At 70.4% G+C, this 22262-nt stretch carries 21 protein-coding genes; 13 read left to right on the top strand and 8 right to left on the bottom strand.

All coding sequences use genetic code 11. The features are described 5' to 3' along the window. Positions 1-121 precede the first annotated feature (121 nt). A complete protein-coding gene (locus BM362_RS20400) occupies positions 122-907 on the bottom strand; it encodes an IclR family transcriptional regulator (RefSeq protein ID WP_067592896.1) in 786 nt (261 codons plus the stop codon). Between the two features lie 180 nt (positions 908-1087). Here BM362_RS20400 and hutH point away from each other — a divergent pair, with 180 nt between their 5' ends. The 8 genes from hutH (at position 1088) to BM362_RS20360 (ending at position 10899) form a co-directional block, all read left to right on the top strand. After that, entirely contained in the window at positions 1088-2614 is a 1527-nt protein-coding gene (gene hutH / locus BM362_RS20395; RefSeq protein WP_093574194.1) for a histidine ammonia-lyase, read from the top strand. A gap of 2 nt (positions 2615-2616) precedes the next feature. Next, entirely contained in the window at positions 2617-4278 is a 1662-nt protein-coding gene (gene hutU, locus BM362_RS20390) for a urocanate hydratase (RefSeq protein WP_067592890.1), read from the top strand. Continuing rightward, a complete protein-coding gene (locus tag BM362_RS20385; RefSeq protein ID WP_093574193.1) occupies positions 4275-5471 on the top strand; it encodes an allantoate amidohydrolase in 1197 nt (398 codons plus the stop codon). The genes hutU and BM362_RS20385 overlap by 4 nt, the downstream gene beginning before the upstream one ends. Continuing rightward, positions 5468-6772, top strand: coding sequence for a formimidoylglutamate deiminase (locus BM362_RS20380; protein ID WP_067592884.1), 1305 nt, complete (start codon positions 5468-5470; stop codon positions 6770-6772). Before BM362_RS20385 ends, BM362_RS20380 begins: the two co-directional genes overlap by 4 nt. Beyond that, complete coding sequence (gene hutI, locus BM362_RS20375; protein WP_093574192.1) at positions 6760-7905, top strand: imidazolonepropionase; 1146 nt, start codon at positions 6760-6762, stop codon at positions 7903-7905. The genes BM362_RS20380 and hutI overlap by 13 nt, the downstream gene beginning before the upstream one ends. Positions 7906-8090: 185 nt before the next feature. Next, positions 8091-9296, top strand: coding sequence for an FAD-dependent oxidoreductase (locus BM362_RS20370; protein ID WP_093574191.1), 1206 nt, complete (start codon positions 8091-8093; stop codon positions 9294-9296). Between the two features lie 239 nt (positions 9297-9535). Further along, the gene (locus BM362_RS20365) at positions 9536-10666 is read left to right on the top strand and encodes an inorganic phosphate transporter (RefSeq protein ID WP_093574190.1); all 1131 of its coding nucleotides are present in this window, start codon (positions 9536-9538) and stop codon (positions 10664-10666) included. Positions 10667-10677: 11 nt separating this feature from the next. Continuing rightward, positions 10678-10899, top strand: a complete 222-nt coding sequence (locus tag BM362_RS20360; protein ID WP_093574189.1) for a hypothetical protein — start codon at positions 10678-10680, stop codon at positions 10897-10899. On the opposite strand, the gene BM362_RS20355 is transcribed toward BM362_RS20360, so the two are convergent. Both BM362_RS20355 and BM362_RS47535 read right to left on the bottom strand, forming a co-directional pair. Further along, the gene (locus BM362_RS20355) at positions 10896-11624 is read right to left on the bottom strand and encodes a hypothetical protein (protein ID WP_093574188.1); all 729 of its coding nucleotides are present in this window, start codon (positions 11622-11624) and stop codon (positions 10896-10898) included. The two genes, BM362_RS20360 and BM362_RS20355, sit on opposite strands and share 4 nt — an antisense overlap. Next, positions 11621-11830, bottom strand: coding sequence for a hypothetical protein (locus tag BM362_RS47535; RefSeq protein ID WP_067592866.1), 210 nt, complete (start codon positions 11828-11830; stop codon positions 11621-11623). The genes BM362_RS20355 and BM362_RS47535 overlap by 4 nt, the downstream gene beginning before the upstream one ends. Before the next feature lie 81 nt (positions 11831-11911). On the opposite strand from BM362_RS47535, the gene BM362_RS20350 reads away from it, so the two are divergent. Beyond that, positions 11912-13456, top strand: a complete 1545-nt coding sequence (locus tag BM362_RS20350) for a sensor histidine kinase (RefSeq protein WP_067592864.1) — start codon at positions 11912-11914, stop codon at positions 13454-13456. Beyond that, positions 13453-14100 (top strand): response regulator, encoded by a 648-nt coding sequence (locus BM362_RS20345; protein WP_093574187.1) that lies wholly within the window; start codon positions 13453-13455, stop codon positions 14098-14100. The genes BM362_RS20350 and BM362_RS20345 overlap by 4 nt, the downstream gene beginning before the upstream one ends. Here BM362_RS20345 and BM362_RS20340 read toward each other — a convergent pair. After that, on the bottom strand, positions 14072-15211 hold the full coding sequence (locus BM362_RS20340) for an FAD-dependent monooxygenase (RefSeq protein ID WP_093574186.1): 1140 nt from the start codon (positions 15209-15211) through the stop codon (positions 14072-14074). The two genes, BM362_RS20345 and BM362_RS20340, sit on opposite strands and share 29 nt — an antisense overlap. Before the next feature lie 51 nt (positions 15212-15262). Between BM362_RS20340 and BM362_RS20335 the strand changes: the two genes are divergently transcribed. After that, positions 15263-15814 carry a TetR/AcrR family transcriptional regulator gene (locus BM362_RS20335; protein WP_093574234.1) on the top strand — a complete coding sequence of 184 codons (552 nt, stop codon included), beginning with the start codon at positions 15263-15265 and terminating at the stop codon, positions 15812-15814. On the opposite strand, the gene BM362_RS20330 is transcribed toward BM362_RS20335, so the two are convergent. From BM362_RS20330 to BM362_RS20315, 4 genes are all read right to left on the bottom strand, one after another. Then, entirely contained in the window at positions 15815-16573 is a 759-nt protein-coding gene (locus BM362_RS20330) for an ABC transporter permease (RefSeq protein ID WP_093574185.1), read from the bottom strand. It abuts the gene before it with no gap. Continuing rightward, on the bottom strand, positions 16570-17484 hold the full coding sequence (locus BM362_RS20325) for an ATP-binding cassette domain-containing protein (protein ID WP_093574184.1): 915 nt from the start codon (positions 17482-17484) through the stop codon (positions 16570-16572). Before BM362_RS20325 ends, BM362_RS20330 begins: the two co-directional genes overlap by 4 nt. A gap of 114 nt (positions 17485-17598) precedes the next feature. Next, the gene (gene hrpB, locus BM362_RS20320; RefSeq protein ID WP_167545372.1) at positions 17599-20016 is read right to left on the bottom strand and encodes an ATP-dependent helicase HrpB; all 2418 of its coding nucleotides are present in this window, start codon (positions 20014-20016) and stop codon (positions 17599-17601) included. Then, a complete protein-coding gene (locus tag BM362_RS20315; protein ID WP_067592847.1) occupies positions 20013-20843 on the bottom strand; it encodes a glutamate ABC transporter substrate-binding protein in 831 nt (276 codons plus the stop codon). Before BM362_RS20315 ends, hrpB begins: the two co-directional genes overlap by 4 nt. Positions 20844-20941: 98 nt before the next feature. On the opposite strand from BM362_RS20315, the gene BM362_RS20310 reads away from it, so the two are divergent. Both BM362_RS20310 and BM362_RS20305 read left to right on the top strand, forming a co-directional pair. Then, on the top strand, positions 20942-21451 hold the full coding sequence (locus tag BM362_RS20310) for a MauE/DoxX family redox-associated membrane protein (RefSeq protein WP_067593074.1): 510 nt from the start codon (positions 20942-20944) through the stop codon (positions 21449-21451). A 5-nt stretch (positions 21452-21456) separates the two neighbouring features. Next, on the top strand, positions 21457-22257 hold the full coding sequence (locus tag BM362_RS20305) for a DsbA family protein (RefSeq protein WP_067592844.1): 801 nt from the start codon (positions 21457-21459) through the stop codon (positions 22255-22257). The last annotated feature ends 5 nt before the right edge of the window (positions 22258-22262 follow it).

The raw sequence follows: 22262 nt of genomic DNA, 5'->3' as shown, positions 1-22262 counted from the left end.
TGCGACAAGTGGGGGACGTCCTGCGGTGGCCCGGGAGCGCCGTTGTGCCGGTTTGCGCGGTTGAGCATTTCGGTTAAGGTGTGCTCGTTCGCGTTTTATTTCTGGGGGAATTGACGGAGGGTCACGCTGGGCGGGTGCCGCCGATGTGCGTGGTGAGCGTCGCGGCTGTCGCGGCGACGGCTTCGGCCAGGTCGGGGAAGGTTTCTTCGCAGGGAACGTCGTCTGGGCAGAGGTGGCGCAGTGTCACGCTGATCGCGGCCATCGGCCTGGAACCGTGGTCGAACACGGGGGCGGCGACCGAGGCGAAGCCCGCCGTCACGTGACCGTCTTCCACTGACCAGCCGAGGCGGCGCTCAGTCGCCAAGGTGCGGCGTAGCGCCGCCAGCGAATTGGGTCCGCGCGGAGTCCGCAGGACGAACGACGCGGCGGCCGGGAACAGGGCGCGGACATGTGCGGCTGGGAGGTGTTGCAGCATGGCGCGGCCGGACGCGGTCAGGTGCGCGGGCAGTCGCACGCCGACATCGGTGACCAGGGTTTCCGGGCGGGCCGGGCGTTCCTTGATCAGGTACAGCGATTCGTTGCCGTGCAGGACGCCGAGATGCGCGGTGTGGCCGATGCGGTCGACCAGTTTGCGCAGCAGCGGTCCGGCCAGCCGCTCCAGCGGGTCATGGCGCAGGTAGGCCGAACCTAGCTCGAAGGCGGCGATGCCGAGGCCGTAGCGGCGTTCGGCGGGCAGATGGGTGACGAAACCGGCCGCGGTCAGCTCGTTGAGCAGGTGATACGTCGTCGACCGAGGCAGCTCCAGGTCGCGGGCGATGGCCGCGGCCGAGACCGGGCCCGCGTGGCCGGCGAGCAGGCGCAGCACGGAGAGGCCGTTGCGCAGGGCGGGAACGTCGGAACTGCTCACGGGTGACTCTTCAGCCTCCTCCGGAAATGGCGCGAGGGGACCCCTCGCGCTGCCCGAACGGAGTATGAGGGGTCCCTTCGCGCCGGTGGTCGAGGCTCTCGCCACGTGTTGTCTTGGATACCAGACACTACCGCGAACTCCGCCCTGTCGCCGCGGCCCGCCGGGAGGTGCAATGGCGGCATGCCGGAACCAGTCCTCCTGAGCTCGAAGCCGATGACCGCGGCGCAGGTTGTCGACATCGTCCGTGGGCACGCGCACGTCGGGCTCGCCGAGTCGGTCGAGAAGAACCTCGCCGCCACCCGCCAGCACATCGAAGACCTCGCCGACGCCACGTCGCCGACCTATGGGGTCTCGACCGGGTTCGGCGCGCTCGCCACGCGCCACATCCCGGTCGGGAGCCGCACCGAGCTGCAGCGCAGCCTGATCCGCTCGCACGCCGCGGGCGCCGGACCGGCGGTGGAGCCGGAGGTGGTGCGCGCCTTGATGCTGCTGCGCCTGCGGACGCTGGCCAGCGGTTACACCGGCGTCCGCCCGCAGACGGCGCAAACGCTTGCGGCCCTGCTCAACGCGGACATCACGCCGGTCGTGCACGAGTACGGCTCGCTCGGCTGTTCCGGCGATCTCGCGCCGCTGGCCGCGGTCGCGCTCGCGTTGATGGGCGAGGGCGAGGTGTTCCACGCGGGCGAGCGGAAGCCCGCCGCGGACGCTTTGCGGGCGGCGGGGATCACCCCGCTCGTGCTGGCCGAGAAGGAGGGCCTCGCGCTCACCAACGGCACCGACGGCATGCTCGGCATGCTGCTGCTCGCCGCCGCCGACCTGCACCGGCTGCTGGACGTCGCGGACCTCACCGCGGCGATGAGCGTCGAGGCGCTGCTGGGCACTGACCGCGCGTTCGCCGCCGATCTGCAGACGCTGCGCCCGCATCCCGGACAGGCGACCAGCGCGGCGCGGATGTTCGCGGCGTTGCAGGGGTCGAAGATCGTGGAAAGCCACCGCGGTCCGGACTGCAACCGCGTGCAGGACGCGTACTCCCTGCGGTGCGCGCCGCAGGTCCACGGCGCCGCGCGGGACACGCTGACGCACGCGGAACTGGTCGCGGAGCGAGAACTCTGGTCCGCGGTGGACAACCCGGTGGTGCTGGCCGACGGCCGGGTGGAGTCGAACGGCAACTTCCACGGCGCGCCGGTCGCGTACGTGCTCGACTTCCTCGCGGTGCCGGTGGCGGACGTGGCGAGCATCGCCGAACGCCGCACCGATCGGATGCTCGACCAGGCGCGCTCGCACGGCCTGCCGCCGTTCCTCGCGCACGATCCCGGCGTCGACTCCGGGCACATGATCGCGCAGTACACGCAGGCCGCCGTGGTCAGCGAGCTGAAGCGGCTCGCGGTGCCCGCCTCGGTCGATTCGATCCCGAGCAGCGCGATGCAGGAGGACCACGTGTCCATGGGCTGGTCCGCCGCGCGCAAGCTGCGCAAGGCGGTCGAGGGCCTGACCACCGTGCTCGCCGTCGAACTGCTCACCGCTGCCCGCGCGCTCGATTTCCGCGCGCCGCTGCGGCCCTCGCCGGTCACCGGACGCGTCCGGGACCTGCTGCGCACCAAGGTCGAGGGTCCTGGCCCCGACCGTCACCTGGCGCCGGAGATCGCGGCTGCCGAAGAACTCGTGCGGTCGGGCGCTGTCCTGGCCGCGGCCGAACTGGAGGCCTGAGCATGACTAGCACCGCCCGTACCGTCCGCGCCGCCCGCGGCACCTCGCTCACCGCGAAGAACTGGCAGACCGAGGCCGCGCTGCGGATGTTTCACAACAACCTCGACCCGGAGGTCGCCGAGCGGCCCGACGACCTGGTCGTCTACGGCGGTACCGGCCGCGCCGCCCGCAACTGGGCGAGCTTCGACGCGATCACCCGCGAGCTGACCGCGCTGGAGCAGGACGAGACGCTGCTGGTCCAGTCCGGCAAGCCGGTCGGCGTGTTCCGCACGCACGAATGGGCGCCGCGGGTGCTGATCGCGAACTCGAACCTGGTGGGCGACTGGGCGACCTGGCCGGAGTTCCGCCGGCTGGAGCAGCAGGGTCTCACCATGTACGGGCAGATGACCGCCGGTTCGTGGATTTACATCGGCACGCAAGGCATTCTGCAGGGCACCTACGAGACGTTCGCCGCGGTCGCGAAGAAGCGGTTCGGCGGCACGCTGCGCGGCACGCTCACCGTCACCGCCGGGCTCGGCGGCATGGGCGGCGCGCAGCCGCTCGCGGTCACGATGAACGACGGCGTGGCGTTGTGCATCGAGGTCGACGCCCAGCGCGCGCACCGCCGTGTCGAGCACCGCTACCTCGACGAGGTGGCCGACGACCTGGACGACGCGATCCGGCGGGTCACCGCGGCGAAGAAGGAGCGGCGTCCGCTGTCGGTCGGCGTGGTCGGAAACGCCGCCGAGGTGCTGCCGGAGCTGCTGCGCCGCGACGTCGAGGTGGACATCGTCACTGACCAGACGTCGGCGCACGATCCGCTGTCCTACCTGCCCAAGGGCATCGGCGTGGACGACTGGCAGGACTACGCGGCCAAGAAGCCGGACGAGTTCACCGACCGGGCGCGCGAGTCGATGGCTGAGCACGTCGACGCGATGCTCGGGTTCCTCGACCGCGGTGCCGAGGTCTTCGACTACGGCAACTCCCTGCGCGGCGAGGCGAAACTCGGCGGTTGCGAGCGCGCGTTCGACTTCCCCGGCTTCGTGCCCGCCTACATCCGGCCGCTGTTCTGCGAGGGCAACGGTCCGTTCCGCTGGGCCGCGCTGTCCGGCGACCCGGAGGACATCGCCGCGACCGACCGCGCGATGCTCGAACTGTTCCCGGAGAACGAATCGCTGGCCCGCTGGATCACGATGGCCGGCGAGCGCGTCGCCTTCCAGGGCCTGCCCGCGCGGATCTGCTGGCTCGGCTACGGCGAACGGCACCTGGCCGGCCTGCGCTTCAACGAGATGGTGGCCAGCGGCGAGCTGAAGGCCCCGGTCGTGATCGGCCGCGACCACCTCGACTCGGGCAGCGTCGCCTCGCCGTACCGCGAGACCGAGGGCATGGCCGACGGCTCGGACGCGATCGCCGACTGGCCGCTGCTCAACGCGCTGGTCAACACCTCGTCCGGGGCGAGCTGGGTGTCCATCCACCACGGCGGCGGGGTCGGCATGGGCCGGTCGATCCACGCCGGGCAGGTGAGCGTCGCGGACGGCACGCCGCTGGCGGCGCAGAAGCTGGAGCGGGTGCTCACGAACGACCCGGGCATGGGCGTCATCCGGCACGTCGACGCCGGATACGACCGCGCGGCCGAGGTCGCCGACGAGCGCGGTGTGCGGGTGCCGATGCGGGAGCAGGCGTGACCGCGTCCGGGCTGCTCGGCGAGATCGCCGACGTCGGCCGCGACGCCCGGCGCGGCGGCTACTCGCGGCACGCGTTCGATTCGCCGGAACACGATCTGCGCACGTGGTTCGTCGAACGGGCGCAGCGGCTGGGCCTCGACGTCGAGACTGATCGCAACGGCAACTTGTGGGCGTGGTGGGGCGCTCCCGGCGCGGACGCGGTCGTCACTGGCAGCCACCTGGACTCGGTGCCGGGCGGCGGCGCGTTCGACGGTCCGCTCGGCGTCGTGAGTGCGCTGGCTGCGGTGGAAGCGTTGCAGGTCAAAGGGTTCCGTCCGGCGAAACCGTTCGCGGTGGTGGTCTTCGCCGAGGAGGAGGGCGGGCGCTTCGGCGTGCCGTGTCTCGGTTCGCGGCTGCTCACCGGGACGATCGACGCGGACCGGGCGCGGGCGCTGCGGGATCCGTCCGGCGTCACGTTCGCCGAGGCCGCGGCGAAGTCCGGGCTGGAGGTGGACCGGGTCGGCGCGGATCCGGACCGGCTCGGGATGATCGGGCAGTTCCTGGAACTGCACGTCGAACAGGGCAGGGGGCTGATCGACCTCGGGTCGCCGGTGGCGGTCGGCAACACGGTGATCGCGCACGGACGGTGGCGGTTTTCCTTTGCCGGACAGGGAAACCACGCGGGTGCGACCTTGCTCGCGGATCGGGTCGACCCGATGCTGCCCGCCGCCGAGACGGTGGTCGCGGTGCGGCGGCTGGCGCGGAAGATGCCGGACGCGCGGGCGACGGTGGGACGGCTGGTGCCCACACCGGGCGGGACGAACGTGATCGCGTCCACTGTGGACATGTGGCTGGACGCACGTGTTCCGGGCACCTCGACGCCGGCGCTGGTCGAGGAGATCACTCAGGCGGCGCGGGCCGCTGCCGAGGCGGAAGGGTGCGAGCTGGCGGTCACGCGCGAGTCGTACTCCGACGACGTGGTGTTCGACGAGGCGCTGCGGCGGTCGCTGGGGGAGTGGCTGGGCAATCCGCCCGAGCTGCCCACCGGTGCCGGGCATGACGCGGCGATCCTGTCGGGATTCGTGCCGTCCGGGATGCTCTACGTCCGCAATCCGACCGGGATCAGCCACGCGCCGGAGGAATTCGCTGAGGCGGACGACGTCGAGGCCGGTGCCCGGGCGCTGGCCGAGGTGCTGGAGCGGCTCGCGAGATGACCACCTACTGGTGCGAACGGGCCTGGCTGCCCGACGGGATCGCGGAAGCGGTCCGGATCGAAATCGCCGACGGCCGGATAGTGTCGGTGACTGCTTGTGCGGAGAAGACCGGGACTATCCTTAATGGACTGACGCTCCCCGGGTTCGCCAACGGGCACTCGCACGCGTTCCACCGCGCGCTGCGGGGCCGGACGCACCACGAGCGGGGCACGTTCTGGACCTGGCGGGAGCGGATGTACTCGCTCGCCGCCCGGCTCGATCCGGATTCGTACTACCGGCTCGCCCGGGGCGTCTACGCGGAGATGGTGCTGGCGGGGTACACGAGCGTCGCCGAGTTCCACTACCTGCACCACGGTCCGGGCGGCAAGCCGTACGCGTCGCCGAACGCGATGGGCGACGCGTTGCGGCAGGCCGCGCGGGACGCCGGGATCCGGATGACCCTGCTCGACACCTGTTACCTCGCGGGCGGCATCGGCGTGCCGCCGGACGAGGTGCAGCAGCGGTTTTCGGACGGTTCCGCCGAAAACTGGGCGGAACGCGTTGCGCTGCTGAAGGAAGACGACCTGTTCCGCGTTGGCGGGGCGATCCACTCGGTGCGCGCGGTGCCGGAGTACGAACTGCCGAAGGTGGACAACGCGGTGCCGAAGGACCGGCCACTGCATATCCACCTGTCCGAGCAGCGCGCGGAGAACGAGCAGTGCGAGGCCGCGTACCGCTGGACGCCGACCGGGCTGCTCTGGGATTACGGCGTGCTCGGCGAGCGGCTCACCGCGGTGCACGCGACCCACTTGACCGAGCAGGACATCAAGTGGCTGGGTGATTCCCGGAGCGGCGCGTGTTTCTGCCCGACCACCGAACGGGACCTCGGCGACGGCATCGGCCCGGCCCGGAGCCTGCTTGACGCGGGCGCGCGGCTCGGCATCGGGAGCGACAGCAACGCGGTGGTCGACGCGTTCGAGGAGACCCGGGCGCTGGAGCTGGACGATCGGCTCGCCAGCGAGGAACGCGGCCGGTTCACCGCTGAGGAACTGCTCGCCGCTGGGACCGAGCACCTCTCCGCGGGCTGGCCGGAGACCGGCACCCTGGCGGCGGGTGCCGGGGCGGACCTGGTCGCGGTCGCGACGGACACGGTGCGCACGGCCGGGATCGAACCGTCCGGCGTGCTGTTCGCCGCCGCGGCCGCGGACGTCCGTACCGTAGTGGTGGCCGGGCGGGAAGTGGTGCGCGACGGCGCGCACGTGCTGATCGAACGACCGGAAACCCTGCTGGCCAAGGAGATCGAGGCGTTGTGGCAGTTCTGATCACCGGAATCGGCGAGCTCACCACGAACGACCCGGAGCTGGGCAAGCTCCGCGACGCCGCGCTGGTGCTCGACGGCGAGACCGTCGGGTGGGCGGGTCCGGCAGCGCGGGCACCGGACGCCGACGAGCGCGTCGACGTCGAGGGCCGTGCTGTGCTGCCTGGGTGGGTCGACAGCCACACTCACCTTGTGTTCGCGGGCGACCGCACCGCCGAGTTCGAGGCGCGGATGGCTGGACAGGCTTACGCGGCAGGCGGCATCGCGGTCACCGTCGATGCGACGCGAGCGGCTTCGGACGAGCAGCTGGCGGCGAACCTTCGTCGACATGTCGAGGAAGCGGCCGCGCAGGGCACGACCTGCCTGGAGACGAAGACCGGATACGGTCTCACCGTCGCTGACGAGGCGCGGTCGGCGCGGATCGCTGGCGCGGCCGCGGACGAGGTGACCTTCCTGGGGGCGCACCTCGTGCCGCCGGGTGCGGACGCGGAGTCCTATGTGGACTTGGTTTGCGGCGAAATGCTGGACGCGGTCGCGCCGTACGTGCGGTGGGCCGATGTGTTCTGCGAGACCGGTGCGTTCGACGAGGCGCAGTCGGCGCGCGTGCTCAAAGCGGCGGCGGAGCGCGGGCTTGGGCTGCGGGTGCACGGCAATCAGCTCGGCGAGGGCCCGGGCGTGCGGCTGGCGGTGGAGTTGGACGCGGCGAGCGTGGACCACTGCACGTACCTGAGCGATGCTGATGTCGAGGCGCTCGCGTCGTCCAACACGGTCGCGACGATCCTGCCCGCGTGCGATTTGTCCACCAGGCAAGCGCTGGCTCCGGCGCGGCGGCTGCTCGACGCTGGCGCGACGGTCGCGTTGGCGAGCAATGCTAATCCGGGCAGTTCGTACACCACGTCGGTCGCGTTCTGCGTGACGACGGCGGTGCTTCAGCTGCGGATGACCGTCGACGAGGCCGTGTGGTCGGCGACCGCCGGTGGTGCGCGGGCACTTCGTCGCGAGGACGTCGGGTATCTGCGGCCGGGTGCGCGGGCCGATGTGCACGTACTCGACGCGCCGTCCACCACGCATCTCGCTTATCGGCCCGGGGTCCCGTTGACCCACTCGGTGTGGCGGAAAGGGGCAAAGCTGCGTTAACCAGGGTGGCGACGGCGTCCGCGGCTGCGCTAATGTGAAAGGGAACAGGACGCGCGAAAGACCATTGTCCGGTATGGGTTAGGCCGGACGACACATTCGCTCTGTTTCCGAGCGCCCGGCTTACGCGGGCCGAGCCCAGTGCGTCCCTCTCGAACCAGAATGTTGGTACGGAAGGGACTTCGCTGATGGCGAATGACGTGAACAACGCGGATAACACTGTGCTCGTGATCGGGGCCGGGCTCGGCGGGCTGTGTCTCGCCCAAGGGCTGCGCAAAGCCGGGGTCCCGTGCGAGGTCTACGAACGCGATTCCGCGCTGGACGCGCGCCGGCAGGGTTATCGGCTGCACATCGATTCCCGCGGCGACCAGGCGCTGCGGCAAGTCCTGCCGCCGCACCTGCACGAGCTGTTCCTGGCCACCTCGGGCCAGCCGCGCAACGCCACCACGATCTACGACAGCCAGCTGACGCCACGGACCGAGTTCGTGCTCGACGACGGCGAGACCCAGCGTAACGTCAACCGGTTCACGCTGCGGCAGATTCTGTTCGAGGGCCTCGGCAACGTCCGCTTCGGCAAGGAGTTCGTCCGGTACGAAAAGCACGAGAACGGCGTGGTCGCGCACTTCGCCGACGGGACCGAGGCGCGCGGCGCGGTTCTCGTCGGCGCGGACGGGGTGAATTCGCCGGTGCGGCGGCAATATCTCCCGCACGCGCGGGTCGTGGACACCGGATTGCGTCAGCTGTATGCGAAAATCCCGCTCACCGAGGCGACCCGGGAACTGTTCGACCCGGAGATGTTCGCCGTGTTCAGCATCGTTTCCGGGCCGCACAAGCAGATGATCGGCTTCGCGCCGGTCGACTACCCGGAGCCGATCGCCGACGCCTGCGCTCGGCTCGCGCCGCAGGTTCGGCTCAGCCCCGACGCGCCGTACATGACCTGCGCTTTCGGTGCGCGCCAGGAAATCTTCGGGCGGACGGACGACGAACTCCGCGCGCTGTCCGGGGAAGAGATGCGCAAGCTCGTGCTCGACCGGGTCGCCGGCTGGAACCCGCGCGTGCGCCGGATGGTCGAAAGCTGGCTTCCGGACTCGCCCTTCCTCGTTTCGATCCGGACCAGCGTGCCGATCGGGCCCTGGGCGCCATCGCGGGTGTGCCTGGTCGGCGACGCGATCCACGCGATGAGCCCGGCCGCCGGGGCCGGTGCCAACACCGCGATGCGGGACGGGGCCGCACTCGCCGCCGCGTTGAGCAGCGGCACGCCGGACGCGATCGGGGAATACGAGGCGGAAATGCGCCGGTATGGCTTCGCCGCGGTCCGGGAATCCGCCGCGAACGGGGCGCTGCATCTGGGGCAGAACCCATTGCCGGAGATGTCACCAGTGTCTGCTTTCTGAGCGGCCGGCAGAAGGGTGCGAGGGCGGATTTGCTGCCCCCGCGCCCGACTCCGCGCGCGGTATCGAACCATCAGGGCGACGAGGAAAAAGGACCAGCGGGTGAACGGCGGAAAACCAGCGGCAGCGGCAAGGTCGCGTTCATGCAGAGTTCAACTACTGGCCACTCACTGAGGGATCTGGAGACCCCGCCGACGTAGGTACCGTCACTCCCGCAGGACACTCCGGACTGGAGAGCGGGCATGGACTTTTCTCTCATCGTCCTGGTGGTGATCGTCGCGGCGCTGGCCTTCGACTTCACCAACGGGTTCCACGACACGGCCAACGCGATGGCCACCTCTATCGCCACCGGTGCGCTGAAACCCCGGGTCGCGGTCGCGATCTCGGCGGTGCTGAATCTCGTCGGCGCGTTCCTTTCGATCGAGGTCGCGAAAACCATTTCCGGCGGCATCGTCGACGACACCAAGGTTACGCCGGTAGTGATTTTCGCCGGACTGGTCGGGGCCATCGTCTGGAATCTCGTGACGTGGCTGGTCGGGCTGCCCTCGAGTTCGTCGCACGCCTTGTTCGGCGGGCTGATCGGGGCGACCTGGATCGCCTCCGGCGCGGACGCCGTGCACTTCGCGAAGGTCGTCGAAAAGGTGCTGATTCCGGCGATCGCGTCGCCGGTGGTGGCGGGCGTCGTCGCGATCGCTGGCACCTTCCTCGTCTACCGGATCACGGCCAAGGCGCGCCAAGACGTGGTCGGCAAGGGTTTCAAGACCGGCCAGGTGCTTTCGGCGAGCCTGGTCTCGCTCGCGCACGGCACCAACGACGCGCAGAAGACGATGGGTGTCATCACGCTCGCGCTGATCGCGGGCGGTTCGCTCGCGCCGGGGTCGAACCCGCCGGTGTGGGTCATCCTCGCCTCCGGCGCGGCGATCGCGCTCGGCACCTACCTCGGCGGCTGGCGGATCATCCAGACGATGGGCAAGAAGCTCACCGAAATCCAGACGCCGCAAGGGTTCGCCGCCGAGACGAGTTCCGCGGCGGTCATCCTGGCCTCCTCGCACCTCGGCTTCGCGCTGTCGACCACGCATGTCACCTCGGGCGGCATCATCGGCTCCGGGCTCGGCCGGAAACTCGCCGAGGTCCGCTGGGGCGTGGCGGGCAAGATGGTGCTCGCCTGGGCGCTCACGCTGCCCGCCGCCGCGATCGTCGGGGCCATCGCGGCCGCGGTCTCCACCCGCGGCAGCTGGGGAACCGTCCTCGTCGGCGGCGTCGGAGTGCTGCTCGCGCTGGGCATCTGGCTCGCGTCGCGGCGCAACCCGGTCACACCGGCCACCGTCAACAACGAGCCGGAGGCCGCCGAGGCCGCCCCGGTCGCGGTCTGAGGGAGCACGACATGGCGATCAACTGGGGTGCTCTCGGCACCGTTTTCGTGGTGGCGCTGGCGGCGGCCGTCGTGCTGACCGGGCTGTTCGCGTACGGGGTGCGCGGGCTGTCGGAGCGGGTGACGGCGCGGGCGAATGGCGGCAGCGGCACGGTTCAACTGACCGGTGCGGTGGTGTGCTTCGCGATCTGCACCGCGGTGATCGGATACGGGATCTACCTGATCGTGGCCTAGGCGAGCGCCGCCTCCGCGCGGGTTCGCAGTTCTTCCGGAAGCTCGTCGAGCAGCGGCCGCACCGTCGCTCGGCGGGCGTCGTTCATCTGGGCCAGCACGTCCAGCGCCGGTGCCCACAGCGTCTCGTCCGCGGCGGCGGTGCGCACCAGCGAGGGCAGGCGGTCGTCTCCGAGCAGGCCGAGTACGTGGTCGATCCGGCTCCGGTCGTCCAGCACGTACGCGGTGTGCAGGAGACCGGCGTCGTCCAGCAGGCCGATGCAGCGGCGGACTGTTTCGTCCGGCAGATGGCCGACAAAACGGCCCAGCGTGATCCAGTCCTCGCGGCGGGTCAGTTCCTCGGCGACCGCCGCGACTGTCTGCATTGGGATCCGTGTGATGATCGACGTCGCGCGTCGCGGATCCAGCTCCGCCGCGACCGAGGCGAGGAACTTCGGCGACAGCCGTTTCGCGACGTCGACGCCGCGCGACACGTCGACCAGTCCGGCGATCCGCGCGCACAGCAGCGGGCCGAACACCTTCTCCGCGATCTTCGCGGTCACTCCGGCCGGCAGCAGCTTGCTCGCCAGCGCCATCCGCTCCAGCACGACGAGGTTCGCGTCGAACAGCGTGGTCGTCATCTGCTCGCGCAGCAGCCGCACCTCGCCCTGCTCGACGTCGGCGAGGTAGTCGAGCCGGGCGGGGTCGACGTCGAGCACCCGGGCGAGCTTCAGGATTTCCGGGTTCACAGGCCGACCGCTTTCCGCACCGCGCCGCGCAGCAGCGCGGGCACGTACTTCAGGCTTTCCTCACCCGCACGGGCGAGTGCCTGCGCTTGCCGGTGCCGGGCGTCCCGCAACGCCGAGGACAAATCCTGTTTGTGCTGCTCAGGCAGGGATTCGATGCCGTCCGGCAGCGGAGCGCCGAGCTGCTGCGCCAGTGTGCGTTCAGCCATGGTGACCCATCATGCCGCACGATCTCGACCTTGACTTTCGGCAGTGGTGACGAATCGGGCGGTCCTTGTAGCGTCTCCGGAATGAAGGAGGCAACGCGAGTCCGGTGGCGCGTGGCGTTCGACCTGCTGCTCTGGGCCGCGTTGTGCGGGTTCGTCGTGTTCGACGGACCACTCGCCCCGAATGTCTGGGAACTCGGCTACGGCCTGGTGTCGGTCACCCTGGCGATGGCCACCGCCCGCGTCTACCCGGCGTTCGCGCTGGCAGTGGCGATGACGACGGCGCTGGTCATCGCGTTCGGCTGGGGCGGCCGGGTGGCGGTGTGGGAGTTCTTCCTGATCGTCGTGATCTCGTACCTGGCCGGGCTGCGGCTGGCCAGGGCACGGGTGGCGATGATCTGCTTCTTCGTCATCGCGGTGGCCGGGATCCCGCTGTCTTTCCTGCTGAAGTCGGGATTCGACGCGTGGGGCGCGGTGCTCGGCACACTCGCGTTCGCCGGGGTCGCGCCGTGCCTGCTCGGCAGGCACGTGCGGCTGCGGCGCGAACTCGCGCAGGACGGGTGGCGGCGCGCGGAGGAGATGGAGAGCAGGCACCGGCTGGTCGCGCAGGAAGCCCGGCTGCGCGAGCGGGCCCGGATCGCCAGCGACATGCACGATTCGCTCGGCCACGAACTGAGCCTGATCGCAGTGCGCGCGGCGGCCTTGGAGGTCGACAGGGAGCTTGGCGACGAGCAACGGGAGGCTGCCGGACAGCTCCGGGCGGGCGCGGCGACGGCGACGGAACGGCTGCGCGAGATCATCGGCGTGCTGCGCGAGGACGCCGCGCCGGTCGAGCCGGTGCAGGGCGATCTGGGGGAACTGATCGACCGTGCGCGGGCGTCCGGGATCGAGATCGGCGCGCGACTGGACAATCTGGACGGCGCGCCGCCGATGGTCGCGCGGGCGGTCTACCGCGTGGTGCAGGAAGGGCTCACGAACGCGGCGAAGCACGCGCCTGGCGCGGCCGTGACGGTGGTTGTGACCAGCACCAACGAGTCGACCGACGTCCGGGTCCGGAACGCGCCGCCGCCTGCCGGACCGTTGCCCAACCGGTCCGGGCAACAGGGGTTGATCGGCCTGCACGAGCGGGTGCGGCTGGTCGGCGGGAGCTTGACGGCGGGCCCGGTGGACGGCGGGTTCGAGGTGGCGGCCAGCCTGCCGCACGACTCGGCGCCCGCGCCGGAGCAGGACGACGGGATCGGGCAGGCCGCGCGCGAGCTGGAGCGCGCCCGTCGAGCTGTCCGGTCGAGCCTGGTGCAGGCGATCGTGGTGCCGCTGGCGCTGTTCGGGGTGGTCATCGGCGGGGCGGGCGTGGCCTTCCTGGTGCAGTGGTCGTCGTCGGAGCTGCCGCCGGATTCGTACGCGCGGATCCAGATCGGCATGCCGCACCCGGCCGTCGAACCGATGCTTCCCGGTCGCCAGCGCACCACGCTGCCGTCGATCAACGTGCCGCCGCAGCCTTACCGGAGCACCTGCGAGTACTACGGAGCCGGCCGGAGCTGGCTCAACTTCAACTATGCCGTCTATCGACTGTGCTTTGTGGACGATCGAGTGGCGAGCAAGGATCTTTACAGTGAGGACGAACCGTGATCCGCGTACTACTGGCCGACGACGAAGCGATGATCCGCGCCGGCGTGGCCGCGATTCTGGCCTCGGACAAGGAAATCGAGGTGGTGGCCGAGGCCGGGGACGGACGTGCGGCAGTCGAACTGGCGCGCGCGAACCGGCCGGACGTCGCGCTGCTCGACATCCGCATGCCCGGTCTCGACGGGCTCGCCGCGGCTGAGGAGATTCGCAAGCTGCTGCCGGACACCGGCGTTCTCATGCTGACGACGTTCGGCGAGGACGAGTACATCGAACGTGCGCTCGGCCTTGGCGCGAGCGGATTCCTGCTCAAGGCGGGCGATCCGCGAGAACTGCTCGCCGGGGTGCACGCGGTCGCCGATGGCGCGGCCTTCCTTTCGCCGAAGGTCGCGCACCGGGTGATCACGCGACTGTCCGGCAACCGGTTCAGCCGGGCCGCGACCGCGCGCGAGCGGGTGAGTGTCTTGACCAACCGCGAGCGGGAGGTGCTGGTGCTGCTGGCCGAAGGACTGTCCAACGCGGACATCGCGGCGCGCATGTTCGTGGTGGAGGGAACGGTGAAGGCGCACGTGAGCACGATCCTGACCCGGTTGGACGTGCGGAACCGGGTGCAGGCCGCGATCACGGCTTTCGAGGCTGGGCTGGTGTGAGTTTCGGCGGTTGCCAGCGGCTGATGCTGGCTCCGACCCGGGTGGTGACCGCCGCGGGGAGCAACCGGGTGAAACCCGCTCGCAGCGCGACTGCCGCCGGGTTGCGGAGGAGTGGTCCGCTGGCACCGGCCTGCAGCGACGCCTTCGCGACCTTTTGCGTACGCGGGCGGCGTTCCGCGTCATACCGCCGGAGTGCTTCGTCCACTGTGGACGCTTGGGTGTGCGAAGCCAGCACCACCGCGTCCTCCAGTGCCTGGCAGCCGCCTTGTCCGAGGAACGGCGGCATCGCGTGCGCGGCGTCCCCGAGGAGCGCGATGCGGCCACGGGTGTAGCTGGGCAGCGGCGTCGCCAGGTGCTGCGTGTCGTGCAGCAGGATTTCCGGGGTGGCGTCGATGAGCTGCGGAATCGGGTCGTGCCAGCGACCGTACTTCCCGCTCAGGTAGGCGCGGTGGTCGTCGTGCCGGATCCCGGCCGGGCGGGCTTCGGAGACCCACCAATACACCTCGTCGTCCAGCAACGGCAGGACGCCGATTTCGATTCCGGCCGCCCAGGTCGTGCTCAGGGCGGGTTTCAGCGGCAGCTTGGCGATCCCGCGGAACGCCGCGCCGCCGCTGTACTCCACGCGCGCGGCCGGGAAGAGCGCCTGCCGGATCGGGCTGCTGATTCCGTCGGCCGCCACGATCAGGTCCGCCTCGATCGAGCCGGAACCGTGGTGCACCACGCCGTTCTGCTCGACGCTCGTCACCTCGACCCCGGTCTTGAGACATTCGTCCGGCAGTGCTGAACGCAGCGTTTCGATCAGACTCGCCCGGTGGATCGCGCCGAGCGGCAGCCCGTGACTGCGCACGAAGAGGTCCGCGTCCCAACTGGCCAGCCGACGTCCGCGCCAGTCGACCAGGCCACCCCCTCGCTGGGCGGAGATCCGCGGCTCGACGCGCAGTTCGGCCAGCGCCCGCTGCGCGTTGGGCCACAACGAGATTCCCGCGCCGATGGCGGTCAGCTCCGGTGCCCGTTCGAGCACCGTGGCCTCCCACCCGACCCGGCGCAACCCGATCGCCGCCGCCAGTCCGCCGATGCCGCCCCCGACCACGACCGCGCTTCGCGAAGCCATGCCGACCTCCTCTACGTCTGTAGAGGACTCTACACCTGTAGTGTGCCGGAAGTGGAACGAACAGCTGTGATCGGCGACGCAGCCATCGAGGTCATCGCGGCCGAGGGAATGCGCGGGCTGACTCACCGCGCCGTCGATCGAGCGGCCGGGCTTCCCGCGGGCTCGACGTCGTACTACGCACGCACCCGCGTCGCGCTGCTGGAACTGGCCGCGGACCGGATGGTCGCGCTGGACCAGGCCGAAATCGTCCCGCCGGAAGGAAAACTCGCGGAGTTCCTGGGCGCGACGGTCCACCGCTCGATCACCGCTGGTCGCACCAGAATGCTCGCGCGCTACGAATTCGCGCTTGAATCGACCCGGCGGCCGGAGTTGCGGGCCCGATACGACGCCGGCGGACTGGAATTGCGCCGCCGGTGCGCGGAAGTGCTTGCCGCGGCTGGTTCTCCGACTCCGGAGGAGCACACCCGCGTGCTGATCGGCTGGCTCGACGGATCGATCTTTGACGCGCTAGCAGGCACGGGCTCCCTCACCCCGCCGACCGAAGCCGAACTGGTTGCCGGAGCCCGTGCCGTGCTCGCCGGATTGGGGCTGCCGCACGCCTGATCAGGCGTCGCGGCGGTTCAGCAGTGCGGTCCCGGCACCGATCCCGGCGGCCGCCCAGGCGAGGCAGACCAGCACGCCGGCCCAAGGCCCGTAGGGCGGCACGCTGCCCAGCAGCGGGTTCACGTCGCCAGGCGGCACCATCGCGTTCATGCCCGCGAAGGCCGGGAAGTAGTCCATCGCCGCGGGGAACACGTACGACGACATCAGCATCGGCAACGGCAGCAGCAGCACGATCACCACCACCAACGTGCCCGCCGCGCTGCGCAGCACGAACGAAATCCCCAGGCACAGCACGCCGAGCAGCGCGAAATACGCGCCCATGCCCAGCGCGGTGACCGCCCCCTGCGACAGTGACGTGGAACCCCCAGCCCCACGCATCAGCACCGAGGCGACCGCCATGCCCAGCACGGCGACGACCACGCCGTAGCCGAACAGCACCGGCACCAGCACCGCGGCCTTGGCGGCGGTGACCCGGGCCCGCACCGGAACCCATTGCAGCGTCGAGCGAATCGACCCGCTGGTGTACTCGCTGGTCACGAACAACGTCGCGACCGCGAGCACGCAGAACTCGACCAGATAGATCGCCCCGCCGTTGACAATGCCGTGCGCGGATTGCGCCCGATCGCTGCCCGCGTGCTGGGAGATCCCGCTGACGACGGAGTAGAACGCCATCAGCAGCACTCCGCCGATCAACGACCACCACGTCGCCCGCACCGACCAGAACTTGGTCCACTCCGCCGAAATCGCCAGCTTCGTCATGCCGTAACCCCGTATTCCACCGATCCGGCGGTCAGTTCCATATACGCCTGCTCCAGCGAAGCGGTCCGCTCGGCAAGTCCGTGCAACCGGACGCCCAGTTCGTAAGCCAGGTCCCCGATCTCGGCCGCGGTCGCCTCGTCGACGAGCAGTTCGCCGCTCTCCCCGGTCAGCACCGACCGGCCGTTCCCCTGAAGCCAGTCCGCGAGTTTCGCGCGCCCAGCCGGATCCGGCACGAGGACCGCGACCGACCGGTTCGAGTTGCCCGCGATGAAGTCGCCGATCGCCGCGTCGGCGAGAATCGATCCCTTGCCGATGACCAGCAGCCGGTCCGCGGTCAGCTGCATTTCGCTCATCAGATGGCTGGACACGAACACCGTGCGACCTTCGGCGGCGAGCGAACGCATCAGCTGCCGCACCCAGCGGACGCCGTCCGGGTCGAGACCGTTGACCGGCTCGTCGAACATCAGCACGCCGGGGTCGCCGAGCAGGGCGCCGGCGATGCCGAGCCGCTGGCTCATGCCGAGCGAGAACGTCCCGGCGCGCTTGCCCGCGACGTCGCTCAGCCCGACCGCCGCGAGCACTTCCTCGACGCGGCTCGCGGCGATTCCGTTGCTGCGCGCCATCGCGAGCAGGTGTTTGCCCGCGCTGCGGCCGGGATGCACGGCTTTCGCATCCAGCAGCGCACCGACTTCCCGCAGCGGAAACCGTAGTTCGGCATACGGTCTGCCGCGGATCAGCGCGTCGCCGGAGTCTGGCCGGTCTAGTCCGACGGTCATCCGCATGGTGGTGGACTTGCCCGCGCCGTTCGGGCCGAGGAACCCGGTCACCGTGCCCGTCTCGATGACCGAGGTGAGGCCGTTGACCACGGTTTTCTGGCCGTAGCGCTTCGTCAATGCGCGAAACGTGATCATAGGGCGAAGTCTGCGCCCGCGCGGGGTGCGCGGACATCGGCCGACCGTCCTGGACCGACCCTGACTTTGGGTGGGGTCGTGAGTGGCGAGCACGGTTCTCACCGTGCTCGCCACTCACGACCGGCGGGTGGTGTGCCGGGTCGGCTTGGCGGTCGCGGGGTCCTCCGGCCACGGATGTTTCGGATAGCGGCCCCGGAGATCGGCGCGGACGGCGGCGTATCCGGTACGCCAGAAGGATTCGAGATCGGCGGTGACCGCGGCCGGGCGACCGGCGGGCGAGAGCAGGTGCAGCACCACCGGCACGCGGCCGTCGGCGAGCGACGGCGTCTCGGTCCAGCCGAACGTCTCCTGCAGCTTCACCGCGAGCACCGGCTGGTCGCCGCGGTAGTCCACCCGGTAGTGCGAACCGGACGGGACTGCAAGCCGGTCCGGGGCGAGTTCGTCGAGCCGCGCGGCTTCGGGCCAGGGGAGGAGACCGCGCAGGGCGGTTCCGGCGTCGACGTTGGCCAGATCGGCTCGGCGGCGGACCCTCGACAGGTCCAGCCAACTGTGTACATCGGACAGCAGAGCCTTGTCGTCCATTGAAGGCCACGGATCGCCCAGCACGCGGTGCAGGAAGGCCAGACGTTCGCGGAGCCGGGTGCCGTCTTGGCTCCAGCGCAGCAAACCGAGGCCTTCGGCGCGGAGTCCGGCCACGACTGCGTCGTGGACAAGCTGCGGGTCAGGGTTGCGTAAGGGCTTTTCCGACAGCACGATCGCGCCCAGCCGGCGGACGCGCCTAGCGACGACATCGCCGTCCCAATGCACTTCGTCCACTTCGGACACCAGGGCCGGTGCGGCCCGGATAGCCAATGCCTGGTCGGCGGTCGCGGCGAGACGGATGGTGCCGTGCACCCGGCCCGGGTCGCGGGTGGCTTCGGCGACAGCCAGCCATTCGGCGTCGCCCAAGCCGCTGCCGCTGGGCAGTTCGGCCGCAGTGCCGCTGGCCATCAGATACACCGGGGCCGATCCCGGGCGCCGCCGCGCCAAGCGTTCCGGGTGGGCCAGGGCGACGACCAACGCGGCGTCCGGGGCTGCGGAAGCTGGCGAATTGACCAGCGCGGCCAGCCGTTTCGCGTCCCGCTGCCACCGGCGGGCCGCGTCGTCGTGCGCGGAACGGAGCCGTCGCAGTTCGGCTTCGACATCGGTCAGCGTCGCTCCGGTATCGAGCAGCGCGACCACTTCCGCCGCTGCCCGAGCACCGACCGCCTCAGCGCCGTCCAGCAACGCACGCGCCAGCCGGGGATGCAGACCGAGGTCGGCCATCTTCTGTCCGCGCGGCGTGACAGCACCGTCTGACGTGGTCGCGCCGAGCGTGACGAGCAGGCTTCGCGCGGCGGCGAGCGCACCTTCACCGGGCGGATCCCACCAGGCGAGGCCCGTTCCGTCGGGAGTGGACCAGCAGGCGAGTTCCAACGCGAACCGCGCCAGCTCGGCGGTGCGGATTTCCGGCTCCGGATACGCGGGCAGCGTCGCTTGCTCGTGCTCCGGCCAGCATCGGTACGCCCGGCCAGGCGCTTCGCGACCTGCGCGACCAGCGCGTTGTTCCGCCACCGCAGCCGAAACTCGCACCGTGGCGAGCCCGGCGAGACCACGTCGGTGGTCCACGCGAGGGACGCGTGCGAGACCCGAGTCCACGACTGTGCGGACGCCGGGAACGGTCAGGCTCGATTCGGCGACGGCGGTCGCCAGAACTACCCGGCGCCGGTCGCGTGGCCGCAATGCTTCGTCTTGCCGGGCAGCGGAAAGCCGTCCGTGCAGCGGAAGCACGTCTGCGTCCAGCGAACTCAGCAACGCCGACGTACGCGCGATTTCCCCGGCACCCGGGAGGAACGCGAGCACATCACCGTCTCCTTCGGAGAGGGCTTTCCGAATCGCCGAAGCGACTGTGGCTTCTGGGCGTTCCCCGCGAGCCGGAGCGCGGTAGCTCAGCTCAACCGGATATGTGCGCGCGTGTGCGGTGATCACCGGGGCGTCGCCGAGCAGTTCGGCCAGCCGTCCAGCCGCGACCGTTGCCGAGGTCGCGAGCAGCCGCAGGTCGTCTCGCAGTCCGGCGCGGACGTCGAGGAGCAACGCGAGCAGCAGATCGGCGTCGAGGTGGCGTTCGTGGCATTCGTCCAGCAGGACCGTCGACACCCCGGCCAGTTCGGGATCGTGCTGCACTCGCCGCACCAGCAGCCCCGACGTGACCACCTCGATTCGCGTGCGCGACGACACCTTCCGGTCGCCGCGCACCGCGTACCCGACCGTCTCGCCGACCGTTTCGCCCAGCAGCGCGGCCATCCGCCCGGCTGCGGCCCGCGCAGCCAGCCGACGCGGCTCGGCGACCACGACGCGTCCTTCGCCGCGGTTCAGCGCGAGCGGCACGAGCGTGGTCTTGCCGGTGCCGGGCGGGGCGACGAGTACTGCGGTGCCGTGGTCGTCCAGCGCGCTCAGCACGGACGGCAGCACCGCGCGGACGGGCAGGTCCGGCAGCGAGGCTAGGTCGGTCACTGCTCGGTGATCTCCGGTGGATTCGGCAACGGGTAGTTCGAAGGCCCGATGTTCGTCTCCAGCGACTTCCGCCAGGCCCCGGTCGACACCATCTTCCGGATGGCGTCGTCGACCGCGTGCTGGCCCTCGGTATCGCCCTTGCGCAGGCCGATGCCGTACCGCTCAGTGGAAAACGGGCGGCCGACCACCTTCAGCAGCTCCGGATTCTGCGCGGCGTACCCGGCGAGGATCACCGCGTCCGTGGTGACCGCGTCGACCTGGTTGGCCAGCAGCGCCGTCACGCAGTCCGGATACCGCGGGTACTCGACCAGCTTCACCAGCTGCGCGAACTTGTCCTTCACCATCTGCGCGGGCGTCGAGCCGGTGACCGAGCAGAGCCGCTTGCCGTTGAGGCTTTCCGGGCCGGTGATGTCCGGCGAAGTGAGCCGCACCAGCAGGTCCTGGCCGGTGACGAAGTACGGGCCGGCGAAGCCCACCTGCTGTTTCCGCTTGCCGGTGATCGAATAGGTGGCCACGACCAGGTCGACCGCACCCGAGGTGAGGTCCGTCTCCCGGCGGGCCGGGGTGGTCTCGTGCCAGGTGATGCGGTCCGGTTCGACCCCCAGTTCGCGTGCGACGAAAGTAGCGACATCGACGTCGAAACCGGCGAGCCTGCCGTCGACGGTCCGCTGCGAAAGTCCCGGCGCGTCGAACCGGATTCCGATGGTCAGGTGGTCGCCCTCACGCGCCCGGGTGGGAAGCGGATCGTCCTTCGATACCTCCGAAGCTCCGCAAGAGACGCAGCTGACCAGCAGAAACACGGCAGCGAGCACTGCGCGTAACCGCATCGGTGCCTCCGCTCCGCCGGTTGGCTGCTCACATAGTTCTCAGGTCAGACGGCTAGCCTAAGCGCGTGCGCCGACTGCCCCAACCTGTACTTGACACCATCGGCACGCTGGCCCGGCTCGGGCTGGCTGCCGTGTGGCTCGTGTCCGGCGGCCTGAAGATCGCCGATCCGGGGCAGACGTACATCGCCGTGCAGGCCTACGACGTGCTCCCGCACGCACTGGTGCGCCCGGTCGCCACCGGGCTGCCGCTGCTGGAGCTGGTGCTTGGGCTGCTGCTGCTCGCCGGGCTGGCCACGCGCTGGGTCGCGGGCGTGTCGCTCCTGCTGCTGGCCGTGCTCGTCGCGGGCATCGCGCAGTCGTGGGCGCGCGGGCTGAGCATCGACTGCGGCTGCTTCGGCGGCGGCGGGCGCGTGGCCGCCGGGCAGACCGAGTACCCGCAGGAGATCCTGCGCGACACCGGCTTCGCCCTGCTCGCGGTGTGGCTGCTCGCCCGGCCGCGCACCTGGTTTTCGGTCGACGGCTGGCTCGGCTGGGGCAACGGCAGGAACGCCGGGAACTCCGGCGAGGACCCGGACGACTACCCCAAGAGCATCGCGGAAGGGAATTAGGAACAGTGGGTGGAGCTGCGCGCAACGCGCGGAAAAGCCGTCAGCAGGCGGCGGCCGCGAGGTCGGTCGCCCAGGCGCGGGGCTCGAAGAGCGACCGGAACAAGATCATCGCGGTGGTGGTCGCCGTCGTGGTGGTCGCCGCGCTCGTGATCGGCGGCGTGCTCTGGATCAACTCAAGCAAGAACGCCACACAGGACAGCGCGATCCAGCCGGGCACGACCTCGTCGCTCGGGCCGGGCGTGGTCGAGAAGCGCGACGGGGCCGTCGTGTCGGTCGGCAAACCGGGCGCGTCGAAGACCATCGACCTCTACGCCGACTTCCTGTGCCCGTACTGCGCCAAACTGCAGCAGGACTTCGGGCCGCGGATGGAGAAGGCGATCAACGACGGCCAGCTCACTGTGCGCTACCACATGGTGATCCTGCTCAACAAGAACTCGGACCCGCCGGGTTACTCGCTCGATTCGGCGAATGCCGCGCTCGCCGCCGCCGACCAGCAGAAGTTCACCGCGTTCCACGACGCGCTGTTCAAGAACCAGCCGCAGGAAGGCGGCCGCGGGTACGACAAGGCCCAGCTGATCAAGCTCGGCCAGGACCTCGGGATCAGCGACCCGAAGTTCGCGCAGACGGTCAACGCCGGCACCTACGACCAGCAGCTGCAGACGGCGTTCCAGCAGGTCCAGAACGACCCGAAACTGCAGCAGGACTTCGGCAACGGCCAGGTCGGCTTCGGCACCCCGACGGTCGCGGTCGACGGCAAGGCCGTTCCGGCGCAGGGCGACTGGCTGGCGAAGATCTTGGGCGGCTGACCTGA

The organism is Amycolatopsis rubida (assembly GCF_900115345.1).
Classification (GTDB): Bacteria; Actinomycetota; Actinomycetes; order Mycobacteriales; family Pseudonocardiaceae; genus Amycolatopsis; species Amycolatopsis rubida.
Note: the sequence above shows the minus strand (reverse complement) of the source record. Positions and strands in the feature narration are given on the sequence as shown.

Coding starts and splice junctions, on each gene's coding strand:
- BM362_RS20325 (WP_093574184.1), bottom strand. CDS start 17,484: ATGATCACGTTTCGCGCATTGACGAAGCGCTACGGCCAGAAAACCGTG.
- BM362_RS20380 (WP_067592884.1), top strand. CDS start 5,468: ATGACCACCTACTGGTGCGAACGGGCCTGGCTGCCCGACGGGATCGCG.
- hutH (WP_093574194.1), top strand. CDS start 1,088: ATGCCGGAACCAGTCCTCCTGAGCTCGAAGCCGATGACCGCGGCGCAG.
- BM362_RS20370 (WP_093574191.1), top strand. CDS start 8,091: ATGGCGAATGACGTGAACAACGCGGATAACACTGTGCTCGTGATCGGG.
- BM362_RS20360 (WP_093574189.1), top strand. CDS start 10,678: ATGGCGATCAACTGGGGTGCTCTCGGCACCGTTTTCGTGGTGGCGCTG.
- BM362_RS47535 (WP_067592866.1), bottom strand. CDS start 11,830: ATGGCTGAACGCACACTGGCGCAGCAGCTCGGCGCTCCGCTGCCGGAC.
- BM362_RS20365 (WP_093574190.1), top strand. CDS start 9,536: ATGGACTTTTCTCTCATCGTCCTGGTGGTGATCGTCGCGGCGCTGGCC.
- hutU (WP_067592890.1), top strand. CDS start 2,617: ATGACTAGCACCGCCCGTACCGTCCGCGCCGCCCGCGGCACCTCGCTC.
- BM362_RS20315 (WP_067592847.1), bottom strand. CDS start 20,843: ATGCGGTTACGCGCAGTGCTCGCTGCCGTGTTTCTGCTGGTCAGCTGC.
- BM362_RS20350 (WP_067592864.1), top strand. CDS start 11,912: ATGAAGGAGGCAACGCGAGTCCGGTGGCGCGTGGCGTTCGACCTGCTG.
- BM362_RS20330 (WP_093574185.1), bottom strand. CDS start 16,573: ATGACGAAGCTGGCGATTTCGGCGGAGTGGACCAAGTTCTGGTCGGTG.
- BM362_RS20340 (WP_093574186.1), bottom strand. CDS start 15,211: ATGGCTTCGCGAAGCGCGGTCGTGGTCGGGGGCGGCATCGGCGGACTG.